We start from the raw sequence: 14,401 nt of genomic DNA, 5'->3' as shown, positions 1-14,401 counted from the left end.
TGGGGTGACCCTCCCCGCCCACCTGCTCCGAGCCGTCCGCGGGTGGGCGCGCATCACCCCCGGTGCCCACCCCTGGTGGGCCGCCGGCACCGCCGGGCTCGCCCTGGGGGTGCCGCTGGCCCTCACGATGGCCGCCGACGTCCCGGTCCTGGCCGCGCCCGCCACGTTCGGTGCGCTGGTCAACGTCTACGGCCGGCACGAGACGTACGCGCGGCGCTGGCGCACCCAGGCGTGGACCGGGCTCGGCCTGGTGCTCGCGGTCCTGGCCGGGGCCGGCACCGCGGTGCTGCCCCTGACGGGCTGGGCCGACGTGCTCGTGCCCGCCCTCGTGGTCGCGCTCGTGGCGGCCGTGGCGAAGTTCGTCACCGACGCCGTGCGCACCGGCCCGCCCGCCGGGCTCATCCCCGTCTTCGCGGCCGGGACGCTGAGCGCCGAACCGCTGCGGGCCACCGACCTGCCCGTCGTCGCGGCCGTCACCGTCGCCGGCGCCGGGCTCGGGATCGCGCTGTCCTGCGCGCCGGGCCTGTGGCGACCCGACGGGCCCGAGCGCCAGGTGCTCGCCCGCGCCGTCGTGGCCGTCCTGGCCGCCACCGGCCGCGACGGCGGGACCGGGACCGGCGCCGCGGACCGGCACCGCGCGACCGTCGCCGTGCACGCGGCCTGGGACGTCCTGGGCCCGCGCGCGGCCGGACCGCTGGGGGCCTGGCTCGCCCACGCCGAACGCGTCCTGCACGCCGGGGCCCCCGCGCGGCCGCTGCACGCGCTCCTGGCGGCGCTGCCCGGGAACCGGGTCCTGCCCGCCGCGCCGGCCGGCCCGGTGCCGCCCGCCCACCCCTGGCCGCGCCGGCGGGTCCTGCGGGCCGTGCGCGGTGCCGGGCACCTGCGGGTGCCCGCCCTGCGCGTGGGGCTGGCGTGCGCGGCCGTCGTGCTGGTGGCCGCCGCGCTCGGGCTCGGGCACGTCTACTGGGCCGCCGTCGGGGCCGCCGCCGTCCTGCAGTCGCCCTCGGCCGGGATCACGGTCCAGCGCGGGGTGCAGCGCGGCGCCGGGACGGTCGTCGGGGTCCTGCTGGCCGCCGGGCTGGTGAGCCTGGCCACCGACGACGTGCGGTTGTGGTTGCTGACGGTCCTGTGCATGGTCGCGGTCGAGCTGTGCATGCCGCGCAACTACGCCCTCGGCACGGTCGCCATCACCGGGCTGTCGCTGCTGCTGACCCGGCTGGGCGGCTCCGGTGCCGGCCTCGGCGGCCTCGTCCTGGACCGGCTGGCGGACACCGCGCTCGGGGTCGTGGTCGCCGTCCTCGTCGCGGTCCTCGTGCGGAACCGGTCCGCGGCCCGCACCCTCGACGGCGCCCTCGCCGAGCTCGACGCGGCCCGGGACGCCGCGGTGCTGCGGGGACGGCTGGTGGCCCTCGCCGAGGCCCGCGCCCGGCTCGCCGACGACGACTGGCGGCTGCCCGCCCCCCGCGCGGCCGCCGACGGGGAGCAGGACGCCTACCGCCGGCTGGGGGACCTGCTGGGGGCCGACCGGGGCGATCGGGGAACTCCCGGGGCCCTCCGACCGTAGAGTCCAGGTGTGTTGGACGCGCTGAACAGCCTGCAATCCGGTGTCCTGCTGCTCCTGGGCGTCGCGGCGTTCGGGCTGGAGGTGTGGGCGCTGCTCGACTGCCTGCGCCGCCCGGCCGGGGCCTTCACCGCCGCGGGCAAGCGGACCAAGACGTTCTGGACGGTGATCGTCGCCATCGCCGCGGCCGTCGGGTTCGTCTCGATCTTCTCGGTCCTCGGCCTCTTCGGAGCCATCGCCGTCGTCGGTGCCGCCGTCTACCTCGTCGACGTCCGGCCGGCCGTGCGCCAGTACGGCGGCGGACCCCGCCGCGGCGGCCGCGGGAACTCCGGGCCCTACGGCCCCTGGTGAGCCTCAGCGGGCGGGCAGCGCGCCCGCCCGGCCCCGGTCGCCGGCCCGGCGCACCGCCCGCCACCCGCACCGGGCGAGCGTGAGCCCGGCCACGAGCAGGGCCGCCACCGACAGCAGGTCCGCCTCGGTGAACCCGCGGTCCAGCGTCCAGCTGTGCAGGACCCGGCCCTCCACGGGCTGGTTCACCCGCGACCAGATCGCGGCGAGCAGACCGAGCACGACCGCCGCGTCCAGCCGCGGCCGCCACAACGCCCCCACCGCGCACACCCCGAGGGCCGCCAGGGTGAGCGGGATGACCACGGGGCCGTCGAGCAGGGTCTGCAGCACCGCTCGATCGTAGGTCGGCAACCCCGCCGACACGTCGGGTCCACCGTCCCGTCACCGCACCACCACCCGGAGGGAGCAGCCCGTGCGCGCCGTCGTCCAGCGGGTCACCCGCGCCCGCGTCACCGTCGGGGAGGAGACCGTGGGGGAGATCACCGAACCCGGCCTCCTCGTGCTCCTGGGGGCCACCCACGACGACGGGCCCGCCCAGGTCGAGCTCCTCGCCCGCAAGGTCGCCCAGCTGCGGATCCTGCGCGGGGAACGGGCCGCCGTCGACGTCGACGCGCCCGTCCTGCTCGTCAGCCAGTTCACCCTCTACGCCGACACCCGCAAGGGCCGGCGCCCCACCTGGAACGCCGCGGCCCCCGGCCCGGTCGCCGAACCCCTCGTCGAGGCCGTCGGCGCGGCGCTGCGCGGGCACGGCCTGCGCGTGCAGACCGGCCGGTTCGGGGCCGACATGGCCGTCGAGCTGGTCAACGACGGGCCGACGACGATCTGGCTGGAGGCCTGAGCCGGCCCCCGGGGTGCGGGCGCGGCGCGCGCGGGGACGTGCCGGGCCCGGCCGGGCGTGCTCACCCCACCGGGGCCCGGACCGTCGTCCCGCGCACGACGAGGCGGTGCGGTTCACCGGCCGGCGCCTGGCCGGGACGGCCCTGGAGGACCTCCAGCAGCAGCCGCGCGCTGCGCGCCCCGTCGGCGACGACGTCGCGCTGCAGGCAGCTGATCGCGGGGCTCACCAGCCGGCACAGCATCGAGTCGTCCCCGGCGACGACGGCCAGGTCCTGCGGCACCCGCACCCCCAGCGCCTCCCGCTCGGCCACGACGGCGGCCGCCATGACGTCGTTGTCGTAGACCACCGCCGTGGGCGGTTCGGCACCGGCGAGCAGGCCGCGGGTGGCGGCCAGGCCGCCCGCGGAGGTGTAGTCGGCGACGACGACGGGGGCCGGCGCGCCCAGGGCCGACCGCGTCACCTCCGCCCACGCGACGTCGCGGCGCAGGGTGTGCAGGAACTCCCGCGGCCCGGCCACACGGGCCAGGCGCCGGTGGCCCTGCGCGCACAGGTGGGTGACGACCTCCTCGAAGGCCTGCCGCTCGGCCTGCACCGAGGTGGCCCGGCCCGCACCGGCCGGCACCGCGCAGGGGATGCCCAGCTCGGCCACGAGCGCGACGCGCGGGTCCTGCACGCGCAGGTCGGTCAGGACGACCCCGTCGACCCGCCGCTCGCCCCACCAGTCCCGCAGCACCCCGACGGCGGCCTCGACGTCGGGCACGACGCTCAGCAGCAGCGAGAGCCCCTCGCGGGCCAGGACGCTCTCCATGCCCGCGATGAAGCGCATGTAGTACGGCTCCTCCTCCAGCAGCCGCACGTCGCGCGCCACGGCCAGCCCCACGGCCCCGGCCCGGGCCCGCGACAGCGAGCGCGCCGCCGCGCTGGGCCGCCAGCCCAGCTCGGTGGCGGTGGCGCGGATGCGGGCGCGCGTCTGCTCCGAGACCCCCGGCAGGTCGTTCAGCGCGTACGAGACGGAGGCCTTGGACACCCCCGCCACGCGGGCGATGTCGCGGATGGTGGGCCGGGCGCCGGCGGCGCCGTCGGTCGTGCGTGCCACCGGACCTCCTCCCTCGATCAGCCGATCATGCCCGACCCCGGCGGGGGGCGACGCACGACCACGCCACGGTGAGCTCACCGAGCCGCCAGCGGGCGGCGCCGCCCAGCACCGGCCAGTCCCGGGCGAGGTCGCGGCAGGTGGCGATCCACCGCTGCCGCACCCCGAACGTGCCGGCCGGCGCGGCCCGCGCCCACGCCGCGTCGGCGGCCCGCAGCAGGTCGTGCACCCCCTCACCGGGGACGTTGCGGTGGATGAGCACCTTCGGCAGCCGCTCGGCCACCGCCGAGGGCGCCGGCAGACCCGCCAACCGCACCGACACCGTCAGCGACACCGGCCCGGCCTCGCGCTCCAGCGCCACCCACGTGCACCGCCGGCCCAGCTCGTCGCACGTGCCGTCGACGAGCAGGCCACCGTCGGCGAGCCGGCCGCGCAGCCGGTCCCACGTGCCCTCGACCTCCTCGGACTCATACTGCCGCAGCACGTTGAAGGCGCGCACCAGCACGGGGTCGCCGTCGGTGGGGACCTCGAACCCGCCGACGGCGAAGGCGGGCGGGGCGGGCAGGTGCGCCACGGCCGCGCGCGCCGCCGCGACGCGCTCGGGGGCGATCTCCAGGCCGACGACGCGCACGTCCGGCCGGACCCGGCGCAGCCAGCGCTGCAGGTCGGTCACCGTCACGGCCGAGGCGCCGTAGCCGAGGTCGACGACCAGGGGGTCCCCGGCCCGGCGCAGCCGCGCGTCCTGCGTCCCGGCCAGCCAGCGCTCGACCCGGCGCAGGCGGTCCGGGCCGGTCGTGCCGCGGGTCACCGCGCCCACCGCGCCGGTGCCCCCCGCACCGGCACCCGCACCGACCCCGGCTCCGGCCGAGCGGACGCGGGAGGCAGACTGCCGGGGCACGCGGGGACACTACCGACGGGCGCCGCGGGTGCGGGGCGGGTGCGGGGCAGGTGCGGGGCAGGTGCGGGGCAGGGACGAGGGCGGGCCGGGAGGCAGCGGGTGCAGAAGGTCTCGCGGGTGGCGATGGTGTCGGTGCACACCTCGCCGCTGGCCCAGCCCGGCACGGGCGACGCCGGGGGGATGAACGTCTACGTCCTGGAGCTGGCCCGCGAGCTGGCCCGCCGCGACGTCGAGGTCGAGGTCTTCACCCGCCGCACCGGCTCCGAGCAGCCGCCCGTCGTCGAGGACCCCGGCGGCCGGGGCGGGGTCCGCGTCCGGCACGTGGCCGCCGGGCCCTACGAGGGGCTGGGCAAGGACGACCTGCCCGGCCAGCTGTGCGCGTTCACCGCCGGGGTGCTGCACACCGGCGCCCGCCACTCCGAGCACCACTACGACGTCGTGCACTCGCACTACTGGCTCTCCGGCCAGGTCGGCTGGCTCACCGCCGACCGCTGGGACGTCCCGCTCGTGCACTCCATGCACACCATGGCCAAGGTCAAGAACGCGGCGCTGGCCGAGGGGGACACCCCCGAGCCACCGGGCCGGGTCATCGGCGAGCAGCAGGTCGTCGACGCCGCCGACCGCGTCGTGGCCAACACCCTCGCCGAGCGCGACGACCTCGTGGACCTCTACGGCGCCGACCCGGCCAAGGTCGTCGTCGTGCCCCCCGGGGTGGACCTGGGCACCTTCGGCCCCGGTCCGGGCCGGGCCGCCGCCCGCGAGCGCCTGGGCCTGCCCGCCGACGCAGAGGTGCTGCTGTTCGTCGGCCGCATCCAGCCGCTGAAGGCCCCCGACCTGCTCGTGCGCGCCGCGGCGGAGCTGCTGCGGCGCCAGCCGTGGCGCCGCGAGCGCCTGCGGGTGGTGGTGCTCGGCGGGCCGAGCGGGTCCGGCACCGCGCACCCGGAGTCCCTGGCCGAGCTCGTCGCCGACCTGGGGCTGGGCGACGTCGTGCGGCTGGCCCCGCCGACCCCGCGCGCGGAGCTGGCCGAGCACTACCGCGCCGCCGACCTGGTGACGGTGCCCTCGTACAACGAGTCCTTCGGCCTGGTCGCCCTGGAGGCCCAGGCCTGCGGGACCCCCGTCGTGGCCGCCGCCGTCGGCGGGCTGCGCACGGCCGTGGACGCCGACCCCTCGTCGGGCACCGGTGCCCTCGTGCCCGGCCACGACCCCGCGACGTGGGCCGGGGTGCTGGCCGACCTGCTGGACGACCCGGTGCGCCGGGCCGCGATGGGGCAGCGGGCCGCCCGCCGCGCCCGCGGGTTCGGGTGGGGGGCCACGGCCGAGGCGACGCTGGAGGTCTACGCGCGGGCGCTCGCCGACCGGGCGCGGGGGTCTCGGTAGGGTTGGGCCATGACTGAAGCGGCGCACACCCTCGTCCTCCTGCGGCACGGCGAGAGCGAGTGGAACGCCCTGAACCTGTTCACCGGCTGGGTCGACGTGCCCCTGTCGGAGAAGGGGCGGACCGAGGCCACCGCCGGCGGGAGGATGCTCGTCGACTCCGGCGTCCTGCCCGACGTCGTGCACACCTCCGTCCTGCGCCGCGCCATCACCACGGCCTCCCTGGCCCTGGACGCGGCCGACCGGCACTGGATCGGCGTCAAGCGGTCCTGGCGCCTGAACGAGCGGCACTACGGTGCGCTGCAGGGCAAGGACAAGAAGCAGACGCTCGCCGAGTTCGGCGAGGAGCAGTTCATGCTGTGGCGCCGCTCCTACGACACCCCGCCGCCGCCGATCGAGCTCGGCTCGGAGTTCTCCCAGGACGCCGACCCCCGCTACGCCGCGCTCGGCGACGACCTGCCGCGCACCGAGTGCCTCGCCGACGTCGTGGCCCGGATGCTGCCGTACTGGGACGAGGAGGTCGTCCCGGACCTGCGCGCCGGCAAGACGGTCCTGCTCGCCGCGCACGGGAACTCGCTGCGGGCGCTGGTCAAGCACCTCGACGGCATCTCCGACACCGACATCGCCGGGCTGAACATCCCCACCGGCATCCCGCTGGTGTACCGCCTGGACGCGGACCTGCGCCCGACCGTGCCGGGCGGGCAGTACCTCGACCCCGCCGCCGCGCAGGCCGCCGCCGCCGCCGTGGCCAACCAGGGCCGCTGAGTGGGGGGTCGCGGACCCCGCGTCCTCGTCCTCGAGGGTGCGCTGCGCGACAACGGGGGCCTGCGGGTCTCGGCCGACCTGGCCCGGCGCTGGCAGGACCTCGGCGCCCGGGTGCGGTTCCTCGTCCTGGAGGACGTGGTGCCCGACGGGCCGATGTACGAGCCCGACCCGCGCCTGGACGTGCGCTGGGGCAGCGACCGGGTGCGCCGGTTCCGGTCGGCCGCCCCGCGCATCCTGGCCACCACGCTGCGCCACGTCCGCCGGGCCGACGTCGTCGTCTCCGGCAGCGAGGTCGGGTACGGGCTGCTGTTCGGCTGGGTGGCGGCGCGCATCGCGCGCAAGCCGTTCGTCGTGCTCGTCCAGAGCTCGCTGCCGCGCGCCGTGGCCGCCTGGACCCCGGCCCGGTTGCGGCCGCTGCTGACCCAGGTGCACCGGCGCGTCGACGCGGCCGTGTGCGTCTCGCCGGGGCTGGTGCCCGACGTCCTGGAGGTCGGGCTCGAGGCGTCCCGGGTGCACGCCGTCGACGTCGGCATCGACGTGGCGGCCACGCAGGCGGCGGTGCAGGCGGCCGGCGGGCCGCGGCGCTCGACGTCGGGGCGGACCCGGCTCGTCGCGGCGGGCCGGCTGGTGGAGCAGAAGGGCTTCGACGTCCTGCTCGACGCCCTGGCCCGGGTCGTCACCGCGGGCGGGGACGTCGAGCTCGTCCTCGTCGGCGCCGGTGAGCTCGACACCGACCTGCGCGACCGCGCGGACCTGCTCGGCGTCGCCGACCGCGTCGAGTTCGCCGGGCACCGCGAGGACCTGCCGAGCCTGCTCGCCGGGGCCGACCTGTTCGTCCTGTCCTCGCGCTACGAGGGCAACGGCAGCCTCGTGCTGCTCGAGGCCCTGGCCGTGGGGGCCCCGGTCGTGGCGACGGACTGCCCGACCGGCCCCCGCTACGTCCTGCGCGAGGGCCGCCTGGGCGACCTGGTGCCCGTGGAGGACTCCGCGGCGCTCGCCGACGCGGTGCTCGGCTTCCTGGCCGACCCCGGGCCGCTGCGCCGCAAGGCCGCCGGGGGGCCGCAGCGGGCGCTGGACTTCGACCAGCGGCGCGCGGCCGCCGTCTCGGCGCGGATCCTCGCCGACCTGACGCGCTGAGCCCCCGGGCCCCTCACCCCGTGGTGGTGGGGGAACCGGACGGGGACTGCGAGGGGGCCTCGGAGGGGGAGGCGTCGGCCGGGGTCCCCGCGCACGCGCGCTCGATCTCGGCCTGCAGCCGCTCCTGAGCCTGCACCACCTCGGTGGCGGCGGAGGGGTCGGGGTCGCGGGCCGCGTCGAGGGCGTCCATCGCCCGGGCCAGGTCCTCGGCCGAGCCCGTACCGGCCTCCAGCGTGCCGACGCGCTCGGCGAGGCGGGTGTAGTAGTCCAGGACCACCTGCGCGTCGTCCTGGGCCTGCGGCGGTGCCGCGTCCAGGACGTCCGCGTAGTACTCCGGTCCCTCGGTCGTGGTGACGATGGTGAACACCGTCTGGGCCCGGGGGTCACCGCGCCCGATGTCCAGCCGCTCCAGCTCGCTGTCGTACGCGGCGTCGAGCTCGGCCTGCGCGGAGCGGATCGCCCCGCAGTCGGCGCCGGGCCCGGAGCTCGTGGCCGTCGCCGGGGCGGAGGTGCCGGGGGTGGTGGGGGTGCTGGTGGGGGTCACGGTCGTCGTCGTGGGGGCCGGGTCCGGCTCGTCGCCGCCGCCGCACGCCGCCAACCCCGTCAGCGCCGTCACCGCGACCAGGGCGGTCAGGACCGGCACCGTCCGCCGGGAACGCCCCGGTGCGCCCGACGTCGGACCGGTCGTGATCACACCGCGACGGTACACCCGCCCGGGTGCCCCGGCGCGTCCGCGACGGGGGCCCGGGCTGCTCGTCAGACCCGCTGCGCGGCCACGTCCTCGTCGCGCGAGCCCGTCACCAGGAACAGCACGGACTTGGCCACCGACACGGCGTGGTCGGCGAAGCGCTCGTAGTAGCGGCTGCACAGGGTCAGGTCCACCGCGACCTCCGTCGGGTGGTCCCAGGTGCGGGCCAGCAGCTGCTCGAAGACCTGCCGGTGCAGCCGGTCCATCTCGTCGTCGTCGACCTCCATCTCGGCGGCCAGCGCGAGGTCGCGGGTGGCGATGACGCTGCCGGCCTTGGCCACGATGCGCTCGGCCACCTGGCCCATCTGCAGGATGGTGGCGCGCAGCTCGGCGGGCACCACCGCGTCGGGGTAGCGCAGCCGGGCCAGCTTGGCCACGTGCCGGGCCAGGTCGCCCATGCGCTCCAGGCTGGAGCTCATCCGCATCGCGGTCACGACGACGCGCAGGTCGGTCGCCACCGGGGACTGGCGGGCCAGGACGTCCACGGCGCGCTCCTCCAGGTCGCGCTGGAGGTCGTCGATGCGCCGGTCGGCGGAGATGACCGTCTCGGCCAGCTCCCGGTCGGCGTCGAGCAGGGCGGTCGTCGCCCGGGTCATCGCGGACTCGGCGAGCTGGGTCATCTCCACCAGCGTCTCCACCAGGCCGCTGAGTTCGTCGTGGTACACGTTGCGCACGGGGTTCCTCCAGGGTTCGTCGAGCAGCGCGTCCCGTGCTCCGCGGGCAGACGCCGCGGTCGTCGTGCCGCGTCTCGGCCGTCGTCACCATCATCACCGACGCCCCCACCGTTCCAGGTGCGGGTGAACGAGCGGCCCCCGCCGGGTGAACATCTGGGCCCCGCTGCGGTGGCGGGACCGTCGGTGGCCCGGGAGCACCGGGCGAGAACCGTAGGCTGGTGCGGTGCTGGGCGAAGCCTCCGTCTCGATCGCCGCGGCGGTCGGCGTGCTGACCGGGGCCGCGGGGGTCCTGGCGTTCCGGGTCTCCGAACGCCTGCAGCGTCCCCCGGCGCGCCCCTCGACCCCGGTGGGCGGGTTGCCCCCGGGGGTCAGCGACGTCCTCGTGGCGCTGCGGTCCTCCGCCGTCGTGCTCGCCGCCGACGACGTGGTCGTCAAGGCCAGCGCCGCCTCCTACGCCACGGGCGTCGTCTCCGGCGGGGAGCTGGTGGACGCCCAGCTGCGCGAGATGGTGCGGGCGTGCCGGCGCGACGGGCGGGTCCGGGAGATCGAGACCGAGCTGGGCGCGGGGCTGGGGCGGGCCCCGGCCGTCGTCCTGGCCCGGGTCACCCCGCTCGGACCGCACCACGTCCTGCTGCTGCTGGAGGACCGCACGGAGTCGCGGCGGGTCGAGGCCGTGCGCCGCGACTTCGTCGCCAACGTCAGCCACGAGCTCAAGACGCCGGTGGGGGCGCTGTCCCTGCTGTCCGAGGCCGTCGAGGACGCCGCCGACGACCCCGAGGCCGTGCGCCACTTCGCGAGCCGGATGCGCCGGGAGTCCATCCGGCTGACCGCGCTCGTGCAGGAGATCATCGACCTGTCGCGGTTGCAGGCCGCCGAGACCGTCCTGCAGCCGGAGTCCCTGGAGGTCGACCAGATCGTCGCCGAGGCCGTCGACCGGGTCGGGTCGGTGGCCCACCAGCGCGGGTCCGAGGTCGTCGTGGCCGGCCGGCGCGGGCTGCACGTGCGGGGGGACCGGGAACTGCTCGTGACGGCCCTGCGCAACCTCGTCCACAACGCGCTGGCCTACTCCCCCGAGCGCAGCCGGGTCGTGGTGGAGGTGCAGCGGGGGACCGGACGGGTCGTGGGGACGCCCCCGGGGCAGCAGGTCCCGACCATCGACCTGTCGGTCGCCGACCGCGGGGTCGGCATCAGCCAGGCCGACCTGCACCGCATCTTCGAGCGGTTCTACCGCGTGGACGCGGCCCGCTCCCGCTCGACGGGCGGCACCGGCCTGGGGCTGTCCATCGTCAAGCACATCGCCGGCAACCACGGCGGGGACGTGCGGGTCTGGAGCGCCGAGGGCGAGGGGTCCACCTTCACCCTGCGGCTGCCCGACCCCGACCCCGTGACCGACGCCGGGGTCCGCCCGCTCGCCACCGCGCCCGACCCGGCGAGCCCGACGCCGGCCGGGCCGGCGTCCTCCAGCCCACCGTCGGCCGCGGGTGGGACCGCCGGTCGACGGCCCGCACCGAACAGTCCCTTGGAGGTCCGACCGTGACGCGCATCCTGGTGGTCGAGGACGAGGAGTCGTTCTCCGACCCGCTGTCCTACCTGCTGCGGCGGGAGGGGTACGACGTGGCGGTCACCGAGAACGGACCCGACGCCCTGGAGGAGTTCGACAAGGAGGGCGCCGACCTCGTCCTGCTGGACCTCATGCTGCCCGGGCTGCCGGGCACGGAGGTCTGCCGGCAGCTGCGCACCCGCTCCAGCGTCCCCGTCATCATGCTCACCGCCAAGGACTCCGAGATCGACAAGGTCGTGGGGCTGGAGATCGGCGCCGACGACTACGTGACGAAGCCGTACTCCTCGCGCGAACTGCTCGCCCGGGTCCGCGCGGTGCTGCGCCGGGGGGCCGAGCCGGAGGAGCTCGTGCAGACGACGGTGGAGGCCGGCGGGGTGCGGATGGACGTGGAGCGCCACGTCGTGACCGTCCGCGGCGAGCGGGTGCCGCTGCCGCTGAAGGAGTTCGAGCTGCTGGAGCTGCTGCTGCGCAACGCCGGCCGGGTGCTGACCCGCGTCCAGCTCATCGACCGGGTCTGGGGGTCGGACTACGTGGGGGACACCAAGACGCTGGACGTCCACGTCAAGCGGCTGCGCGCCAAGATCGAGCCGGACCCCTCCAACCCGCGGTACCTGGTGACCGTGCGCGGCCTGGGGTACAAGTTCGAGGGCTGAGCGGCCCGGGACGAGCGAGGGGGAGGTGGCCCACCGGGCCACCTCCCCCTCGCTCGTGCACCCCGGACGGGGCGGGCGGGCTACTCCTCGCCCTCGCCCTCGTCGCTCAGCAGGCCCTCCTCGCCCAGCGCGGGACCGCAGGTGATCGTCGGCGAGGGGGTCGCGGCGGTGGCGGTCCCCGTGCCGGTGCCGGTCTCCGCGTCCGCGCCGGCGGCCGGGGCGGCGGTGGGCGTCAGGGTGGCGTACTCGAAGCAGGGCAGCAGGACCTGGGCGTTGACCGAGGCCTCCTCGCCGCCGACGGTGAAGCTGACGGGGACCGTCTGGCCCGGGACGACGGGCACCTGCGGCACCTGCAGCCACGCCACGCGCTGGTCGTTGGCGGACTCGGCGCCGGCGGTCGAGGCGGCGTCCTGGCTGACCGCCTCCGGGTCGCCGATGTGCAGGGCCGCGTTCTCGGCCAGCGTGTAGGACTGCGTCGTCGGGGTGCCGGCCTCGACGTCGACCGAGACGGAGACGTCGGCGATCTGGTCTCCGGAGTTGACGAGCACGGCCGACAGCACGCCCGGCTGGTCGACGCCGGTGGAGACGAGCAGGACGTTGCGGACCTCCACGCCCCCGACCCTGGTCTGCGAGCCGTCGCTGGGCGCGTACGGCTTGAGCACGGTGGGCGGGGAGAACACCGAGCACCCGGCGACCCCGAGGACGGCCGCGGAGGTGAGGACCGCGAGGGCGGAGCGGCGGACGGGGCGGGTCCACCCGCGGGTCCGGTCGCCGCTGGTCGGGAGCGGGGTGCGCAGCTTCACGCGGTCAGACTACCGGCAGTCGTAGGTGTGGTCGCAGGGGAGCGGTGCGCAGCGATCACGTCCCGATCACGGTCTCGTCACGACACGGACGGGCTCGCGGTGGCCCCCCGGCGTGCCCGGCCGATGACGCAGGGCAACCGTCTCTAGCGGGCGCGAAGCACGTCACCGGGGACCTGTCAAGCCCCGGGAGTGGAGCTGTGAGCCTCTGACCTGCACAAACGCTTCGTCCGAGGCTGTCCGGCCCCCGTTCAACGTGGTAACCTGGGGGCAGGGAAAGGGGTCACGTTCTATGGCTTTCACGGTCGGCGAAACGGTCGTCTACCCCCACCACGGGGCAGCACTGATCGAGGAGATCAAGACCCGCACCATCAAGGGTGAAGACAAGCTGTACCTCGTCCTGAAGGTCGCCCAGGGCGACCTCACGATCGAGGTGCCGGCGGACAACGTGGACCTGGTCGGCGTCCGCGACGTCGTGGGCCGCGAGGGGCTGGACCGGGTGTTCTCGGTCCTGCGCACCCCGTACGCCGAGGAACCCACCAACTGGTCGCGCCGCTACAAGGCGAACCTGGAGAAGCTGGCCTCCGGCGACGTGGTCAAGGTCGCCGAGGTCGTGCGCGACCTGTGGCGCCGGGACCAGGACCGCGGTCTGTCCGCGGGGGAGAAGCGCATGCTCGCCAAGGCCCGGCAGATCCTCGTCTCCGAGCTCGCGCTCGCCGAGAACACCAACGAGGACAAGGCCGAGTCGCTGCTCGACGAGGTCCTGGCCTCCTGAGGACCGCGCTCGTCGTCCCGGCCGCCGGCCGGGGCGACCGGCTCGGCGCACCGCGCCCCAAGGCGCTCGTGCCGCTGGCCGGTGAACCACTGCTCCTGCACGCCCTGCGGCGCGCCACCGCCTCCGACGTCGTCGACGTCGTGGTCGTGGTCGCGCCCGCGGGGGAGTGCGAGGAGGTCCGTTCGCTCCTGACGTCCGAGGTGCCCGGCGTCCTCGTCGTGCCCGGCGGTGCCGAACGGCAGGACTCCGTGCGCGCCGGTCTGCGGGCCCTGCCCGCGGACGTCGACGTCGTGCTCGTCCACGACGCCGCGCGCTGCCTGACCCCACCGGGGGTCTTCACCGCCGTCGTGGCGGCCGTCCGCGCCGGCGCCGCCGGCGTCGTGCCCGTCGTGCCCGTCTCCGACACGGTCAAGCGCGTCACGGGGCACCACGTCGTGGAGACCCTCGACCGCTCCGAGCTCGTCGCCGTGCAGACCCCGCAGGGGTTCTCCGCCGACGTCCTGCGCGCCGTGCACGAGGCCGCGGTGCCCGGGGCGGCGGCCACCGACGACGCGGGGATGCTCGAAGCCCTCGGGCACACCGTGCGCACGGTGCCCGGGGACGAACGGGCGTTCAAGGTGACCCGCCCGCTGGACCTGCTGCTCGCCCAGTCGCTCGTGGACCAGGAGGCCCCGTGAACCCCCCGCCCGCTGCGGGCCTGCCGCGCGTGGGCACGGGCCTGGACGTGCACCCGCTGGCCGCGGGCCGCCCCTGCTGGGTGGCCGGGCTGCTGTGGGAGGACGAGACGGCCGGCCCGGAGGGTCACTCCGACGGGGACGTCGCCGCCCACGCCTGCTGCGACGCCCTGTTCGCCGCCGCCGGCCTGGGCGACCTCGGCGCCCACTTCGGCACCGCCCGCCCCGAGCTCGCCGGGGCGCCCGGGGTGCGGCTGCTCGGCGAGGCCGCCCGGCTCGTGCGCGAGGCCGGGTTCGAGATCGGCAACGTCTCCGTCCAGGTCGTCGGCAACCGCCCCAAGGTCGGGCGCCGCCGCGCCGAGGCCGAGGCCGCCCTGTCCGCCGCCGTCGGCGCCCCCGTCTCCGTGGCGGGCACGACCACCGACGGGCTGGGCCTGACCGGCCGCGGCGAGGGCATCGCCGCGATCGCCACCGCGCTCGTCGTCCCCCGCTGACCCAC

17 protein-coding genes are annotated in these 14,401 nt (G+C 76.7%); 11 read left to right on the top strand and 6 right to left on the bottom strand.

Annotated features, from left to right (window positions below):
- Positions 1-4: 4 nt before the first annotated feature.
- Together AB2L27_RS11270 and AB2L27_RS11265 are read left to right on the top strand one after the other, a co-directional pair.
- Positions 5-1,564: an FUSC family protein gene (locus AB2L27_RS11270; RefSeq protein ID WP_370441559.1), complete on the top strand. Its 1,560-nt coding sequence runs from the start codon at positions 5-7 to the stop codon at positions 1,562-1,564.
- Positions 1,565-1,573: 9 nt separating this feature from the next.
- Complete coding sequence (locus tag AB2L27_RS11265; RefSeq protein ID WP_370441558.1) at positions 1,574-1,912, top strand: DUF2516 family protein; 339 nt, start codon at positions 1,574-1,576, stop codon at positions 1,910-1,912.
- A gap of 3 nt (positions 1,913-1,915) precedes the next feature.
- Here the strand turns inward: AB2L27_RS11265 and AB2L27_RS11260 are convergent, their stop codons facing one another.
- Entirely contained in the window at positions 1,916-2,239 is a 324-nt protein-coding gene (locus AB2L27_RS11260) for a hypothetical protein (RefSeq protein WP_370441557.1), read from the bottom strand.
- An 82-nt stretch (positions 2,240-2,321) separates the two neighbouring features.
- Between AB2L27_RS11260 and dtd the strand changes: the two genes are divergently transcribed.
- A complete protein-coding gene (gene dtd / locus AB2L27_RS11255) occupies positions 2,322-2,747 on the top strand; it encodes a D-aminoacyl-tRNA deacylase (RefSeq protein WP_370441556.1) in 426 nt (141 codons plus the stop codon).
- A 61-nt stretch (positions 2,748-2,808) separates the two neighbouring features.
- On the opposite strand, the gene AB2L27_RS11250 is transcribed toward dtd, so the two are convergent.
- The gene (locus tag AB2L27_RS11250; RefSeq protein WP_370441555.1) at positions 2,809-3,843 is read right to left on the bottom strand and encodes a LacI family DNA-binding transcriptional regulator; all 1,035 of its coding nucleotides are present in this window, start codon (positions 3,841-3,843) and stop codon (positions 2,809-2,811) included.
- 25 nt (positions 3,844-3,868) lie between these two features.
- A complete protein-coding gene (locus AB2L27_RS11245; RefSeq protein ID WP_370441634.1) occupies positions 3,869-4,648 on the bottom strand; it encodes a class I SAM-dependent methyltransferase in 780 nt (259 codons plus the stop codon).
- 213 nt (positions 4,649-4,861) lie between these two features.
- On the opposite strand from AB2L27_RS11245, the gene mshA reads away from it, so the two are divergent.
- Genes mshA through AB2L27_RS11230 form a run of 3 tightly spaced genes read left to right on the top strand, consistent with a single transcriptional unit; the run spans position 4,862 to position 8,017 of the window.
- Positions 4,862-6,118, top strand: a complete 1,257-nt coding sequence (mshA, locus tag AB2L27_RS11240; protein WP_370441633.1) for a D-inositol-3-phosphate glycosyltransferase — start codon at positions 4,862-4,864, stop codon at positions 6,116-6,118.
- Between the two features lie 9 nt (positions 6,119-6,127).
- Positions 6,128-6,880 carry a phosphoglyceromutase gene (locus AB2L27_RS11235; RefSeq protein ID WP_370441554.1) on the top strand — a complete coding sequence of 251 codons (753 nt, stop codon included), beginning with the start codon at positions 6,128-6,130 and terminating at the stop codon, positions 6,878-6,880.
- Positions 6,881-8,017 (top strand): glycosyltransferase, encoded by a 1,137-nt coding sequence (locus AB2L27_RS11230; RefSeq protein ID WP_370441553.1) that lies wholly within the window; start codon positions 6,881-6,883, stop codon positions 8,015-8,017.
- A gap of 13 nt (positions 8,018-8,030) precedes the next feature.
- Here the strand turns inward: AB2L27_RS11230 and AB2L27_RS11225 are convergent, their stop codons facing one another.
- Both AB2L27_RS11225 and phoU read right to left on the bottom strand, forming a co-directional pair.
- The gene (locus AB2L27_RS11225; protein ID WP_370441552.1) at positions 8,031-8,711 is read right to left on the bottom strand and encodes a hypothetical protein; all 681 of its coding nucleotides are present in this window, start codon (positions 8,709-8,711) and stop codon (positions 8,031-8,033) included.
- 62 nt (positions 8,712-8,773) lie between these two features.
- Complete coding sequence (gene phoU / locus AB2L27_RS11220; RefSeq protein WP_370441551.1) at positions 8,774-9,439, bottom strand: phosphate signaling complex protein PhoU; 666 nt, start codon at positions 9,437-9,439, stop codon at positions 8,774-8,776.
- 226 nt (positions 9,440-9,665) lie between these two features.
- Here phoU and AB2L27_RS11215 point away from each other — a divergent pair, with 226 nt between their 5' ends.
- Both AB2L27_RS11215 and AB2L27_RS11210 read left to right on the top strand, forming a co-directional pair.
- Positions 9,666-10,976, top strand: coding sequence for a sensor histidine kinase (locus tag AB2L27_RS11215; RefSeq protein ID WP_370441632.1), 1,311 nt, complete (start codon positions 9,666-9,668; stop codon positions 10,974-10,976).
- Positions 10,973-11,653 (top strand): response regulator, encoded by a 681-nt coding sequence (locus AB2L27_RS11210; RefSeq protein ID WP_370441550.1) that lies wholly within the window; start codon positions 10,973-10,975, stop codon positions 11,651-11,653. The genes AB2L27_RS11215 and AB2L27_RS11210 overlap by 4 nt, the downstream gene beginning before the upstream one ends.
- 80 nt (positions 11,654-11,733) lie before the next feature.
- Here AB2L27_RS11210 and AB2L27_RS11205 read toward each other — a convergent pair whose 3' ends face one another.
- Entirely contained in the window at positions 11,734-12,456 is a 723-nt protein-coding gene (locus AB2L27_RS11205; RefSeq protein WP_370441549.1) for a hypothetical protein, read from the bottom strand.
- Between the two features lie 289 nt (positions 12,457-12,745).
- Here AB2L27_RS11205 and AB2L27_RS11200 point away from each other — a divergent pair, with 289 nt between their 5' ends.
- Genes AB2L27_RS11200 through ispF form a run of 3 tightly spaced genes read left to right on the top strand, consistent with a single transcriptional unit; the run spans position 12,746 to position 14,396 of the window.
- Positions 12,746-13,228: a CarD family transcriptional regulator gene (locus AB2L27_RS11200; protein ID WP_012084764.1), complete on the top strand. Its 483-nt coding sequence runs from the start codon at positions 12,746-12,748 to the stop codon at positions 13,226-13,228.
- Positions 13,225-13,905, top strand: a complete 681-nt coding sequence (ispD, locus tag AB2L27_RS11195; RefSeq protein ID WP_370441631.1) for a 2-C-methyl-D-erythritol 4-phosphate cytidylyltransferase — start codon at positions 13,225-13,227, stop codon at positions 13,903-13,905. The genes AB2L27_RS11200 and ispD overlap by 4 nt, the downstream gene beginning before the upstream one ends.
- Positions 13,902-14,396, top strand: a complete 495-nt coding sequence (ispF, locus tag AB2L27_RS11190; RefSeq protein WP_370441548.1) for a 2-C-methyl-D-erythritol 2,4-cyclodiphosphate synthase — start codon at positions 13,902-13,904, stop codon at positions 14,394-14,396. Before ispD ends, ispF begins: the two co-directional genes overlap by 4 nt.
- The last annotated feature ends 5 nt before the right edge of the window (positions 14,397-14,401 follow it).

The sequence above is a fragment of the Kineococcus halophytocola genome, assembly GCF_041276425.1.
GTDB lineage: Bacteria > Actinomycetota > Actinomycetes > Actinomycetales > Kineococcaceae > Kineococcus > Kineococcus halophytocola.
The sequence above is the reverse complement of the archived record's forward strand: the minus strand, read 5'-3'. Positions and strand labels throughout refer to the sequence as shown.

Bases quoted from the DNA above. Each gene is read 5' to 3' on its own strand.
- mshA (WP_370441633.1), top strand. From the start codon at position 4,862: ATGGTGTCGGTGCACACCTCGCCGCTGGCCCAGCCCGGCACGGGCGAC.
- AB2L27_RS11235 (WP_370441554.1), top strand. From the start codon at position 6,128: ATGACTGAAGCGGCGCACACCCTCGTCCTCCTGCGGCACGGCGAGAGC.
- AB2L27_RS11200 (WP_012084764.1), top strand. From the start codon at position 12,746: ATGGCTTTCACGGTCGGCGAAACGGTCGTCTACCCCCACCACGGGGCA.